Below are 13,133 nucleotides of genomic sequence, written 5' to 3' on the forward strand. Positions count from 1 at the left end.
GGAGCACTTTGGGGACGACATCATTTAATATGCGAAGGAATCCCCGTGCTCTTGCCCGGCGTAACTTGTCCGGCGCATGCCGGATGCCGGGGGAGTGCGGGGATGATTTATTTGCATATTGCATAAGGAGCCGGTTTTGCTGCAGCGTTTAATCTCTGTTTTTTTGTTGCTCTACATGAGCGGGTGTGCCGTATTGCCGGGTAAGGATGGCCCGCCGCCCCGGCATATTGCCGAGTATCCATTGGCCAATTGTCATCCCGGTATGGAGGATGCCAATTATTGGATCCGGAAATATGTTTTTCGCGACCAACTTTTGCTCTCGCCGGGTGAAATTCAAAAATTAAATCGAAAAAATCATAGTCGTGGATTGTTGACAAATGTTTTTGCGGATAAGCTTTGGGAATACAAGTATGTGGAGGTTGAACGGCCGGGTGAAGATAATCCGGCCGGGGAATGGAATTTAGAGCGGCCGACAGCCTACAGTCCGGGCGCTTTGGGCGGATACACGCTGTATACTTATCTAAAAGATGAGACCGAACGCATCAAGCGGCGGACACGTTGGGACGTCAACGGACGGGCTGTTGCGCGGACCGGATTTTTAGCATTGGATGAAAATTTGAATTTGACTGCGCTGCGTGAGGACAATCCCATTCGTTATGGGCTCACCCGGCAAAGAACCGATGTGCGTTACTATCCAACCGACATGTTGATTACCGGCAGGCGCTGGGATATTGATTTTGATATTTTGCAGGTTTCTGCGGTTCGCGCTTTGCAACCTGTGGCCGTTTTGCATGAAAGCCGCGACAAGAAGTGGGTTTTTGTCGTGACGGCATATTGCCGGGGATGGGTTTTGCGGGAACACATTACAGAGAAATGTAATCCCAGGGCGGTCCGTATGTTTACGGACCCCAAAAAATTTATTATGGTGACCGGTCATTCTGTTGAAGTCCTGGAGGCCGGTGGCAGTACCCAGGTCGCTCAAAAATTGTATATGGGAACCCAATGTCCCTTGTTGCAGACAACAGCAAATTTTTATATTGTCGGGCTGCCGGTGCATACGCCCGCAGGAAATATTCGCCATCACGAAGCTTATATCCCGCGGACAGCGGATGTGCATGTCGGGTATCTGGCGTATACCCCCCGGAATATTTGCCAACAGGCATTTAAACTATTGGAGACACCCTACGCTTGGGGAGGGAAGGGAGAATACCGGGATTGTTCGCAAATGGTGATGGACGTTTATGCCTGCATGGGGATTGTTTTGCCGAGGAATTCTTCGGCGCAGGCGCGTGTCGGCAGCAGCCGATATGCGTTTGATAAAGGCAATACAATTTTACAGCGGCGGGCGGAGTTGGACGGCATTCATTACCCGGTGCTGCTCCAGTTTCCCGGACATATTATGCTTTACTTAGGACGCGAAAATGAGCATTATTATGCTATTCACGATATTTGGGCATATCGCGTATTAGAAAAGCCGAACAAGGATCGGAAAATTATTATTGGCAAGGTTGTGGTGTCGGACCTGTCTTTGGGGGAGGGATCGACGCGTGGGTCGCTTATTCAGAGGTTATCCATTATTAATTTGGTCAGACCTTAATTATTATATATATAATGTAGAAAACGGGTAAAAAAGAGTGGTTATAAAATATCAGGTCAAAAAAGTTATTCAATGGGCAATTGTGCTATGGATTTCCCCCTTACTGCTTGGGGCGGTGAGTGTGCCTAGAATTACAAAAGGTCCTGAGCAATTGCCGCATGTTCTGCCGGTGATGAAAAGCCCGGACTATTGGATTGCCAAATTGGAAAATCCTGATGAAGTTTTGTGCACTGCCAAGCAAATACATGAATTGGAAAGGCACTGGAAATCCCGGGGACTGATTCATGATTTGTTTGCCTATCACCAAGTCATCAGACAGGCGGCATTACTTTCGCTTTTAAAAAGTGATTATTCTTATCTAAAAAGGGTAGGGCGCTTTCGGCAGGACGGCAGCCGCATGCAAGCATCGGATTATGCGCGCATAAAAAAAAATGTGAACACACCTGCGGTTCAGGTGTCTAATTCCGTTAGATGGGGAATGACGGTTCGCCGAACAGCCCTGAGATTATTCCCAACCCAAGAAAGTGTAACCAACAAACCACTGGACCTTGAATTTAATGCACTGCTTCATTCCGGATTGCATTTGGCGGAACCGGTGGTGGTTTTGCACACCAGTTTTGATGGTGCTTGGTATTTTGTTGATTCTGCAGTTGGATTTGGATGGGTGCAAATAAGTGATGTCGCGCTTGCCGGAAAGTCAGAGCAGGTTTTTAAGTATTGTCAAAGGGCAACCTGGGTGGTGGCGGCGCACGAGGCCCTATTCGAAGATGCCTCAGGAGAATTGCCGGCAGAGACGGCGCGGATGGGTTGTCGGCTGGCATTAGACCCTAAAAAAAAGCAACACTTTGAGTTGCCGCAGCGGGATGCGGCGGGAAAGCTGTTTTTTCAATCTGGAAAACTTCGGACATCTGCGGCCATGCTCCCGCAGACGCGGCCGCTGACACCGCGGGGGCTTATTGAGCAGGCCTTTGTAGTACAAGCGCAGACCTATGGCTGGGGCGGCGGCAGCGGTTATGGCGATTGCTCTGAAATGATTCGCCGTATTGGTTTGGTGTGCGGCATAGAATTTCCCCGCAGCACCAGCGCACTGAAGCGTGGGTTGCATGCGACCCGTTTGACCCGGGACCCGGCAGCCAGGAAAAGACAACTTGCCGCAAGCCCGGGAGGTCGGACCTTGTTGTATATGCCCGGGCATATTATGCTGGTGCTGGGGACCGTGGCAGGCAGGACCTATGTGATGCATAATTTGTACGGCATTCATGATTACGATGTTAACGGTGATTTTATCCGGCGGGTTGCCCGAGTGTTGGTATCTGATCTTTCTCTGGGAAAACATAGCCGTAAAGGAACATTGCATCAAAGGATCACGCATCGTCTGGAGATAAAACCGGGACTTGACAAGGAGCGCAATTTTGAATAAATTTAGTAGCACTGTTTTGTAATCGCCCGCGATACGGAGTGCGTGACAAGGCAGTCACTGTAAATTCGATTGCAGTATCTGATGATTTCAACACAATGACACTGTTATTTGGGGAGGCAAAGATGGACAAGGATATTCGTGTGTTAAATGAGAAGGTAAAAAAAGAGAGTGTGTTTATCGAAGAATTACGCCGGGAAGTCGGTAAGGTGATTGTTGGACAGCATGAATTGATTGATGGCTTGCTCATCGGTTTGTTGGCTGACGGACATGTTTTGCTGGAAGGTGTTCCCGGTTTGGCCAAAACCCTGACGATTAAAACACTGTCGGATGTCATTGATGCCCGATTTCAACGGCTTCAATTTACTCCGGACCTGCTTCCGGCGGATTTGATCGGTACGATGATTTATAATCCCAAAGGGGAAGGCTTTAGCGTGAAAAAGGGGCCGATTTTTTCCAACTTGGTTCTGGCGGATGAAATTAATCGCGCACCCGCCAAAGTACAAAGCGCCATGCTCGAAGCAATGCAGGAGCGGCAGGTAACCATCGGCGATAAAACATTTCCTTTGGAAGCTCCGTTTTTAGTTTTGGCCACCCAAAACCCCATTGAACAGCAGGGGACCTATCCTCTGCCGGAGGCCCAAGTTGACCGCTTTTTGTTAAAACTAAAAATTGGTTACCCGACGCGTGAAGAAGAAAAAGAGATCCTCAGGCGTATGACAATGGGCGCTAAGCCTACAGCAGTGAAAAAAATAAGTGTCAAAGATATTCTCAAAGCACGCAAGCTGGTGGAACAGATTTATGTAGATGAAAAAATACAAAATTATATTGTTGATTTAGTGTTTGCCACCCGGGAACCGGAACAGGCCGGGCTCAAGGACTTAAAAGACTTGATTGCTTATGGGGCTTCGCCGCGCGCCACTATCAGTTTAACCATGGCAGCCAAGGCATACGCTTTTCTTTCCGGCCGCGGGTTTATCACGCCGGAGGATGTAAAAACAGTCGGGGCGGATGTTTTGCGTCACCGTATTATTGTTACTTATGAGGCGGAGGCCGAGCAGTTGACCTCCGAGGATATTGTGAAAAGTATTTTTGATGGGGTGGAAGTGCCGTAGTCTGTTACCGCATGGATTGCGGTTGGCACCAGGGTAGTGATGCCGGAGAGTCTATGTTTTATTCAGAGGAACACGGAAATTCCCGGGTTATTTACCCTGGGTATTGCTTGGCAAGTAGTTTTGGTTGGGTCAGTGACACCGCTTCCTCTGAATAAAACATAGACTCTCCGGCATTCGGAAGCAATATGGGGTGTCGGCTACCAGGGTTAAAGCATTTCCGAAAATGTATATCGATTGCTGCTTGGCCGAAAGTTGGAAATGGGCAAAATTCTTTTCCAGTGCTAAAAATAACTCCGGGGTGATTTGCTGTTTTGGTGCCGGCCACGTTTTTTGAGAGTGATTTAAATTTTTTAATATGTTAGCCGTGAATTCCCCGGATTTCAAGCCGGGGATGAAATGGAAGGGGCAGGACATGTTACCCAAAGAAATTATTGCCAAAATCAGGCGTCTGGAAATTCGCACCGGCAGGATCGTCAACGAAATTTTTGCCGGTCAATATGAAAGTGTGTTCAAGGGGCGCGGGATGGAATTTGACGAGGTGAGAGAATATTTGCCCGGCGATGACATTCGCTCGATTGACTGGAATGTCACCGCCCGGACCGGCCATCCTCATATCAAGAAATTTGTTGAGGAGCGTGAACTGAATATTATGCTGTTGGTGGATGCATCCGCTTCCCAGCGGTTTGGGACGCAAGCTTGTACCAAGGCGGATATGACTGCGGAGATTGCCGCGGTACTCAGTTATACGGCTATTAAAAACAATGACCGCATTGGTGCGATTCTTTTTACGGATCGGGTGGAAAAGTTTATTCCGCCGGCCAAAGGCAGCACCCATTTGTCGCGTATTTTACGGGATGTGCTTTATGCCAAACCGGAGGGCAAAAAAACAGATTTGACACCGGCATTGGAATATCTCAATGAAATTATTAAGCGCCGTTGTATTGTATTTGTTTTGTCCGATTTTCATGCGCAGGGGTATGAGAAAGCACTTGCGATCACCAACCGGCGGCATGATGTTATTGCGGTGGAAATTCGCGATCCGCGCGAGATGACCATGCCGGCGGTTCCGTATGTGGCCATGGAGGACGCAGAACAGGGCACCAGTCGGTTGGTGCCGACCGGCTCGCAGGCTTTTCGGGATGCCTATCAGTTGTTTTGTGAGCAGGAACAAAAAGTCCGGCAGGCAATGTTTAAAAAAATCAAGGTGGACAGCATTGAGCTGCAGACGAACCAGTCGTATATTGAACCGCTTGTGAAGTTTTTCCGGATGCGTGCGCGCCGGTTTCATTAAGCAGGTCCCAGGGGATTGAATTGATAAATCGTGGTAGGAATGATTTGAAAATAAGTAGCGTGGTTTGCGCGGTCTTGCTGATGGGTCTGGCCTGGCAGGGAGCTGAAGCGGTCCAGATGGAAATCGGAGACGCACCGGTTAACTCTGTAACCGCGCTGAGCAAACCGCAGGAACTGCCGGTGAAAGTTGACGTGGAAGTGCTGCTCGTGTCACCGAGGGTGGGTGATGAGATTCCCATTGCGGTCAGAATCACTGCACGCCCGGACATAACGATTGAGCCTATGGCGTATAAAAAAGCGCTGGGGGATTGGGATGTTTTGGCAGTCAACAGTACCGGTACGCAGTATGTCGGCAATGCCTGGCAGCGGACCGATCAACTGGTGGTGCAGAATTTTTTAGCCGGTGAGGCGGAATTTCCCGCACTGATTCAGAAATACAAAACCAAGGACGGGAAACCGGGAGAGTTTCGCAGTCTGCCCATAAAAATCACGGTCGCTCCCCTCCCCGTAAAAGAGAGTGATAAACCGGGAAGCATCCGGGGGTTGAAAAAACCCGAAGGTCTGTTTTCCTGGTGGCTCGCCGGCATCATTGCAGGCGTGTGTTTGGTGCTGGGTGCGGGGATTTGGTGGTATTTGCGCCGCACGCAAAGACAATTGTTTGCGCAACGCCCCAAAGTGCCGCCGCGACCGGCACATAGCGTGGCACTCGAAAAATTGGATGCCTTACAACAATCGCAATTGCTGATCCAGGGACAATTCAAGGTTTACTATAGTGTGCTTTCCGATATTTTGCGCCGTTATATTGAGGCGCGTTTTCAAACCCCGGCGATTGATATGACAACGCGTGAATTGATACGCGCACTCAAACCGCAGGAACTCAAGACCCAGGACAATGCTGTGCTTCGGAATGTGTTGACACAGAGTGATATGGTGAAGTTTGCCAAGTTGATCCCCAATGAAAAAGATACGAATAACGATTGGCAGGCGGTTCGTGACATGATCATCCGCACAGCTGAAGCAAGCGGGCCGGAAAAGACAGACTCCGGGGAGGGTGCGGGCGTATGAGGTTTGCCAATCCCTGGTGGTTTCTTTTATTGGTTCCGGTTATCGGACTGGGTGTACTCTTCTGGTTTCGTACACGCAAACCGGGCGGACTGCGATTTCCGCAATTGGCAGGCATCAATAAAATTCTCCCGCAAAAAATAGTTGGCAGCAATGAGATGCTGTATGGGATGGTGGCAGCCGGCATGGTTCTGATGACCGTGGCCATGGCACGTCCTCAATTCGGCACCACGACCGAGCAGATCTCCGGCAAGGGTGTGGATGTGGTCGTTTGTTTGGATACTTCCGGGTCCATGCAATCGGTTGATTTCAAACCGCAAAATCGTCTGGGTGCGGCCAAAGAAGTTGCCAAGATTTTTATTGAGAATCGCAAGCGGGACCGGCTCGGGTTGGTGGTGTTTGGCGGTGTTGCGATGACCATTTGTCCGCTTACCACAGATAAGCGCGCCCTGCTCAACCTGATCGATCAGGTGGCTATTGATATGACCGGCGTGGATGGGACAGCGGTTGGCATGGCACTGGCGACGGCGGCTGAGCGGTTACGTGAATCCAAAGCAGCCAGCAAGATTATTATTTTACTCACCGACGGGAGAAATAATATGGGGGCGATTGATCCGGTGACCGCAGCCAAGGCAGCGGCTGCGCTGGGGGTCAAAGTGTATGCCATCGGCGCAGGGTCACCGCAAGGCGGCATGATGCCGGTCAAAGATTCCTTTGGAAGAGTACGGTATCAACGGGTTCGGAATGATTTGGATGAGACCACCCTGCGCAAGATTGCAGCGGCTACCGGCGGGATCTATTTCCGCGCCAAGGATCAAAAAGGGCTGGAAAGTATTTTTGAGAAAATTAATCGTATGGAAATCAGTGACTATAAAATTGTGGAATTCACAAACTATCGTGATGTCTATTTTTGGTGGCTGGCACTGGGATTGATGTTGATCGGGAGTGCCTTTGTTTTACAGCATACAGTGTTTAGGCAAATACCTTAAGGACGCAAGAGAAGGAAAGAGCACATGCAACTAACCTATCCTTACCTGTTTTACGGCACGCTCGCACTGGGATTGCCGCTGTTGATCGGGCTGGGTCTTTGGGCCGGCTGGCAGCGGCAGCGTGATTTGAAAGCTTTTGGTGATCTGGAATTGGTCAACCGGCTTACCGGCAATCTCAGCAATCCGAAAAGACGCGTGCGTTTTTTGATGATCCTTACGGGGATTTTTCTCAGCAGCCTGGCACTTTCCGGACCGCAGTATGGTACGAAAATGGTGGAAGTGAAGCGTCAGGGGGTGGATGTTATCGTCGCCCTGGATGTCTCCCGCTCCATGCTGGCCGAAGATGTTCAGCCCAACCGGCTGAAACGGGCGCAGCAGGAGTTGACCGCGTTGGTGGACAGTCTCAACGGTGACCGCGTCGGCGTGGTGGCCTTTGCCGGTTCTGCGCAAATCGCGTGTCCTTTGACCACGGATTATGCAGCCGTAAAAATGTTTTTAAATTATCTGACACCCGATACCATTGTGCGTTCGGGAACAAATTTGAGTACAGCGATTCGGGCTGCGATTCAGACATTTCCTGAAGGCAGTGAGGGATTTCGCGTTTTGGTGCTTTTAACCGATGGCGAGGACCATGATTCTGATGTTTTAGAAGCGGCCCGGGAAGCCAAGGCTGTCGGTATCCGGATATTGGGGATAGGATTCGGCAACCCGGCCGGGGAACCGATTCCCATTCGTGATGCCGGGGGTACGATCAGGAACTATGTCAAGGATGATAAAGGACAGACCGTTGTTTCTAAATTAGACGAGGCAACGCTCAAGGAGATCACCGCTTTAACCGCCGGGGCCTATTTGACCGCCTATCAAGGAAGTATTGAAGCGGAGAAGATTGCCGCGATTATCGGGAAAATGCAAAAACGTGAAATATCCGGCGGACAGTTCGGCGCGTTTGAGAACCGTTTTCAGTTTGTACTGCTGCCGGCACTGTTGTTTTTAATCGTGGCATACTGGCTTCCCCAACGGCGCGGTGCGTGGCTGTTTTTTATCCTGATGATGTTGTTTTTCGGGCAATCCGCCTGGGCGGGACCGGCGGCGGAGGACAACAACCAGGGCAATCGTAAGTATCACAAGGGCGACTATGAAGCGGCGCTGGAAGCTTACCGGGATGCGCAAATAAAGAATCCGGATGAACCGGTTGTGGAGTATAATCTTGGCAATGTGCTCAACCGGTTGGAACGGCATGAGGATGCGGAAAATTCTTATCAACGGGCTTTAAAAAGCCGGGACAAAAAAGTACGCGCGAAGACATTGTATAATTTAGGTAACAATTTTTTTTCGCAGCAAAAGTATAAGGAAGCTGTCGAACACTATAAAGCGGCGCTCAAACTCAAACCGCGTGATGAGGATACAATTTATAATTTGTCACAGGCCATGGCATTTTTGAAAAATCCGCCTCCCCGGCAAAAAAAACAAAAATCACAGGACGAGGATAAGGAGAAGGCGGAACAAAAAAAAGACGGTCAAGCCCGGCCGTCTCAAGCAGACCCGGAAAAGCAGGGGCAACAGGACAAGCAACACCCTGGGGATGACAAAGAAAAATCTGAGGATGCCAAGCTGGATAAAAAAGGCGAGGCCAAACCTGACAATGAAAAAGCAGATGCAACCCCGCAAAAGGATGTGCGGGATGCACCCAAGCCCGGTGAGATGTCGCGCCAGGAGGCTGAAAATCTCTTGAATGCGGTGAGAGAAGCGGAAAAAGAGGCACAGAAGGAACGCATGAAGCAATTGAAACGGCAACCGGCAACCAAAGGCAGGCAGGATTGGTAATGGACCGGCGGGAATACCCTGGGATGGCTTAAGGAATGAAATCTATGCAAATTCGAAAAATTATTTTGGGCATCATGATCAGCCTGCTGCCAACCGGATATCTCTTTGCAGCGGATATTAAAGTCACGGCAGAGGTCAGTCCGCGACAGGCTGTGGTCGGAAAGCAGCTGCGTTTTGTTGTGATTGTAGAAGGCAAAGCCAACATCAAAGCAAATCCGGAACTCCCGGATTTAAGCGACTTCCGTGTTTTCGGTGGAAGCCGGTCGTCGAATTTTTCATTCGTGAATGGAGAGGTTTCCTCGTCGTTAACCTTTACCTATGTGCTTATTCCCAATAAACCGGGCAAGCAGGTTATTGGACCGGTGAAAGTACACTACAAGGGACAGATTTATGCCTCGCCGCCGGTTACGGTGATTATTTTTAATCCCAATCAAAATAGACCGGCCCAATCGCAACCGGCACCCCAAGGCCAATCTGTGATGCCGCAATCAACCGCACCCCAGTCAATCAACCGCCGGACCCAGGAACCGGTTTTTATCACCACGGAGGTGAATAAAAAGCGTGCATGTGTCAATGAACCGATTATTCTCAAGTTTAAATATTTCCGGCGCATCCCGGTGCTTTCCCAGCCGCAGTATACGGCGCCGGCTCTCAGTGGTTTTTGGAAAGAAGATCTGCCGCCCCAGCGGGAATACGCAGTACGGGTGAATGGACAGGAATATTTTGTCACGGAACTGCGGGTGATTTTATATCCCACCACCTCAGGGAAGTTGACCATTGGTCCTGCCCGGCTTCAGGTCGCAATTCAGGGTGCTTCCCGCCAGAGCAGGGATCCTTTTAACAGTTTTTTTGGCAGCGGTTTGTTTTCGCGCGGGCAGCAGGTCAGCCTTACTTCTGAACCGATTAGCATTCAGGTTGATCCGGTTCCGGTGGAAGGAAAACCCAGTGATTATTCCGGGACAGTTGGCAAGTGGTCCATGTCTGCCAAACTTGACCGCAAGCAAGCCAAGGTGGGTGAGGCATTGACCCTGGAAGTGCGGATTTTTGGTGAGGGCAATGTCAAATCCGTGGGGCAGCCTAAATTGCCCGATCTTCCGGGGTTTAAAGTCTATGAGACCGTGTCTTCTTCAGAAGTACAAAAAAAAGAGGATACGATTCGGGGTGTGAAAATTTACCGGACACTCCTCAGGCCGCAAGTGACGGGAAAATTATCCATTCCACCGATTCATTTTAGTTATTTTAATCATGGGCGTAAAAAATACGAGCGCATCAGCGTTCCGAAAATGGAATTGAATGTTCTGGCGGGCGAGACCCAGGCTGAGAATTCCGGCATGACCCAGACCGAAGAACCTGCTGTGGATTTAGGTGTGAAAATTATTTCTAAGGATATTCGTTATTTAAAGACAAATCTGCCTTTAAAACCGGGTCAGGCGGTTTTACCCGGCTGGTTCTGGGTCTTGGGGTTCCTTGTTCCGCCAATTTTACTTGTTCTGCTCCGTTTTTGGCAGCAGCATCAGGCCCGGCTGGCGGCAGATCCGCGTTATGCCCGGAAAATTATTGCGGATAAAAGTGCGCAAAAAGCACTGAATCAGGCTCGGCATGCGCGGAAACAAAAAGATGCCAAACTATTTTATACAGTATTGGCACAAGCTGTCTCCAGTTATTTGGCGGATCGGATGGGGGTCTCCCGGTCCGGTATTACGCAGCGTGAAATGATTCAGAAGCTGCATAGCCGGGGGGCAGGGAAATCGTTGACAGACGAATTAGTGAAGTTGTTTGATGAAACTGATTTTGCACGATTTGCACCCGGGCAAGCGGACCCGGAAGCCATGGCGATGTTGGAAAAGAGAGCGGAGGATTTATTGCTCCGGTTCAAACCCATTTTGTCAAAGGAGGCCAAACAATGAAGCGGGTTTTTGTGATTGGCCTGCTGTTGGCGGCAGTGCTGAGTTGGGTTCCGGTCCACGCAGTGGAGAGTGTCTTTGAGCAAAAGAGCGTTCAGGCCCGGGAGGCGTATGATCAGGGGGATTATGCCCAGGCATTGGCGTATTACCGGGAATTGCAGTTAAAAGGGTTGGCCAGTGCTGAGCTTTACTATAATCTGGGGAACACAGCGTTTAAACTGGGAAAGCTTGGACAGGCCATAGCTTACTACCGTTGGGCGCTGCGAAGAGATCCGAGTGATGCGGATATTTTTTATAATTTGGAATATGCCAGACAGCAGGTGAAGCGGCCCGGGGATAAAGCAGGACCGATTAGTCGCTGGCTTTTAAAGGTTTTTAATCGTTTTTCCGGACAAACCATCACCTTGGGCGCATGGGGGGCATATGTTCTTTTTTGCGTCTGTTTGGGCGGCATCATCCTGACGAACCGGAAAAAATACTTTTGGCAGTGGGCTGCCAGTATTGTTAGTGCGTTATTTTTAATTTTAGCGGTATGGGCAGCTGTCCGGATCACAGTTGAGCGCCAGGTGCGCTGGGGCGTGGTTGTGAACAATCAGGTTGAGGCCAGAAATGGTCCGGGCAAGGAGTATCAAGTTGGATTTATTGTTCCGGAAGGGCGTGAGGTTAGAATATTAGGGCAGGACAAAGAGTGGCAGGCTATCGGACTCTCGCCGGAAGGGTTTAAAGGTTGGATTCAACGTACAGAAGTATGGGAAGACCGGTAAGAGGCAGCATCATCTGAATACGGAATAACTTAAAAAAATTCAAACAAATTCCTTTTAAATGAGTCAAACAGAATACGAACTGAACTAAAAAACCGCCGGTATCAAAGTAGTTAAAAAGAGGAGATTGATATATTAAAATTAATATATCACGCTCCATGGCCACTTCTTTCAGTTCTTTTTCCAGCTGACGCACCTTTTCGTCCTGAGGCATCATATATCCTTTACCAGGAAACGCTGTCTGACCATGTTTCTTGAATTTTTCCACCCAGTTATACAGTGTGCCTCCTTTAATACCCAATTCTCGGGCTACTTCTATCGCCGGCCGACCTCTTTCAACAACCAACTTTACGGCCTCTTGCTTAAATTCTTTGGTATAATTGTTCATGCTTTTCCCCATTCCACACCTCCGATAAGTTATTTTAGTTTTCTTTCTTCGGTGTGTCCACTAAATCAGGGGAAGTTTATATGGCATATCCCAATCCAGCCAGAGATCAGATGAACTTCATGTTTCGGGTAATGGAAGATTGTGATGTGAAGGTTGAGATATATAATATGAATGGTGAAAAAATCGCTGAGATTGAGGAATTCAAGACCGCTTCAGACAATGCGGTTGTGACCTGGAACTGTTCGGATGTGGCAGCAGGGATTTATTTGGTGAAAACGAGTGTGGGAGATAAGGTGCTGGAGATAAAGAAGATTGGGATATTGAAGTAACTGCAAAATCTTATCCGCAGATTACACAGATTACGCAGATTTTAAAGGCAAAGAAATAGTATTAAAAGCCAAAGGAAAAATAGGGTTAAGGCACAATAGAGTCAAAGGTATAAAGCGGAATCAAATTTAAGATATTGAATATATTTTTTAGCAATGAAAAATAGTGAAATTTTTGTGTTTGATTTTAACCCTAATAAAGATTTTAATCTGCGAAATCTGTGTAATCTGTGGATAGCGATTTAAGTGCATGAAAGCCTCTGGATCTCTTGTACTGCAATGCAGTACCGTTTGAAGCACGCGGCGATGACAGGCGCAATTGTCATTCCTGCGGAAGCCCCTGGATAAAATCATCCAGGACGAAGGAATCCAGAGACTTAGAATCAAAGCCACTGGATCCCCGATAAAGACATTCGGGGATGACGGGCTAGAGATTACAGGCGCCAAATATTTTTAAGTT

Annotated in this window: 11 protein-coding genes; 10 read left to right on the forward strand and 1 reads right to left on the reverse strand. The window is 48.9% G+C overall.

The features are described 5' to 3' along the window. The first annotated feature begins 136 nt into the window (after window positions 1-136). From K8S19_07375 to K8S19_07415, 9 genes are all read left to right on the forward strand, one after another. A complete protein-coding gene (locus K8S19_07375; GenBank protein ID MCD4813495.1) occupies window positions 137-1,597 on the forward strand; it encodes an SH3 domain-containing protein in 1,461 nt (486 codons plus the stop codon). A 121-nt stretch (window positions 1,598-1,718) separates the two neighbouring features. After that, window positions 1,719-3,017 (forward strand): SH3 domain-containing protein, encoded by a 1,299-nt coding sequence (locus K8S19_07380; protein MCD4813496.1) that lies wholly within the window; start codon window positions 1,719-1,721, stop codon window positions 3,015-3,017. Window positions 3,018-3,139: 122 nt separating this feature from the next. Next, window positions 3,140-4,129 carry an AAA family ATPase gene (locus K8S19_07385; protein MCD4813497.1) on the forward strand — a complete coding sequence of 330 codons (990 nt, stop codon included), beginning with the start codon at window positions 3,140-3,142 and terminating at the stop codon, window positions 4,127-4,129. A 412-nt stretch (window positions 4,130-4,541) separates the two neighbouring features. Then, window positions 4,542-5,420: a DUF58 domain-containing protein gene (locus tag K8S19_07390; GenBank protein ID MCD4813498.1), complete on the forward strand. Its 879-nt coding sequence runs from the start codon at window positions 4,542-4,544 to the stop codon at window positions 5,418-5,420. 20 nt (window positions 5,421-5,440) lie between these two features. After that, complete coding sequence (locus tag K8S19_07395) at window positions 5,441-6,484, forward strand: hypothetical protein (GenBank protein MCD4813499.1); 1,044 nt, start codon at window positions 5,441-5,443, stop codon at window positions 6,482-6,484. Next, window positions 6,481-7,470 carry a VWA domain-containing protein gene (locus K8S19_07400; GenBank protein ID MCD4813500.1) on the forward strand — a complete coding sequence of 330 codons (990 nt, stop codon included), beginning with the start codon at window positions 6,481-6,483 and terminating at the stop codon, window positions 7,468-7,470. Before K8S19_07395 ends, K8S19_07400 begins: the two co-directional genes overlap by 4 nt. A 24-nt stretch (window positions 7,471-7,494) precedes the next feature. Next, on the forward strand, window positions 7,495-9,294 hold the full coding sequence (locus tag K8S19_07405; GenBank protein MCD4813501.1) for a VWA domain-containing protein: 1,800 nt from the start codon (window positions 7,495-7,497) through the stop codon (window positions 9,292-9,294). A 44-nt stretch (window positions 9,295-9,338) separates the two neighbouring features. Further along, window positions 9,339-11,201 carry a BatD family protein gene (locus K8S19_07410; GenBank protein ID MCD4813502.1) on the forward strand — a complete coding sequence of 621 codons (1,863 nt, stop codon included), beginning with the start codon at window positions 9,339-9,341 and terminating at the stop codon, window positions 11,199-11,201. Beyond that, window positions 11,198-11,962 (forward strand): tetratricopeptide repeat protein, encoded by a 765-nt coding sequence (locus K8S19_07415; GenBank protein MCD4813503.1) that lies wholly within the window; start codon window positions 11,198-11,200, stop codon window positions 11,960-11,962. Before K8S19_07410 ends, K8S19_07415 begins: the two co-directional genes overlap by 4 nt. On the opposite strand, the gene K8S19_07420 is transcribed toward K8S19_07415, so the two are convergent. Further along, window positions 11,919-12,347 (reverse strand): transposase, encoded by a 429-nt coding sequence (locus tag K8S19_07420; protein ID MCD4813504.1) that lies wholly within the window; start codon window positions 12,345-12,347, stop codon window positions 11,919-11,921. The genes K8S19_07415 and K8S19_07420 overlap by 44 nt on opposite strands. 80 nt (window positions 12,348-12,427) lie before the next feature. On the opposite strand from K8S19_07420, the gene K8S19_07425 reads away from it, so the two are divergent. Next, a complete protein-coding gene (locus tag K8S19_07425; GenBank protein MCD4813505.1) occupies window positions 12,428-12,676 on the forward strand; it encodes a T9SS type A sorting domain-containing protein in 249 nt (82 codons plus the stop codon). Window positions 12,677-13,133: the final 457 nt, after the last annotated feature.

This window comes from bacterium, from assembly GCA_021108215.1.
GTDB lineage: Bacteria > Oederibacteriota > JAAXVQ01 > JAAXVQ01 > JAUVAV01 > JAIORK01.

Excerpts from the sequence above, each read along its gene's own strand:
- K8S19_07385 (MCD4813497.1), top strand. The coding sequence starts at position 3,140 with ATGGACAAGGATATTCGTGTGTTAAATGAGAAGGTAAAAAAAGAGAGT.
- K8S19_07390 (MCD4813498.1), top strand. The coding sequence starts at position 4,542 with ATGTTACCCAAAGAAATTATTGCCAAAATCAGGCGTCTGGAAATTCGC.
- K8S19_07410 (MCD4813502.1), top strand. The coding sequence starts at position 9,339 with ATGCAAATTCGAAAAATTATTTTGGGCATCATGATCAGCCTGCTGCCA.
- K8S19_07415 (MCD4813503.1), top strand. The coding sequence starts at position 11,198 with ATGAAGCGGGTTTTTGTGATTGGCCTGCTGTTGGCGGCAGTGCTGAGT.
- K8S19_07420 (MCD4813504.1), bottom strand. The coding sequence starts at position 12,347 with ATGAACAATTATACCAAAGAATTTAAGCAAGAGGCCGTAAAGTTGGTT.
- K8S19_07425 (MCD4813505.1), top strand. The coding sequence starts at position 12,428 with ATGGCATATCCCAATCCAGCCAGAGATCAGATGAACTTCATGTTTCGG.
- K8S19_07400 (MCD4813500.1), top strand. The coding sequence starts at position 6,481 with ATGAGGTTTGCCAATCCCTGGTGGTTTCTTTTATTGGTTCCGGTTATC.
- K8S19_07405 (MCD4813501.1), top strand. The coding sequence starts at position 7,495 with ATGCAACTAACCTATCCTTACCTGTTTTACGGCACGCTCGCACTGGGA.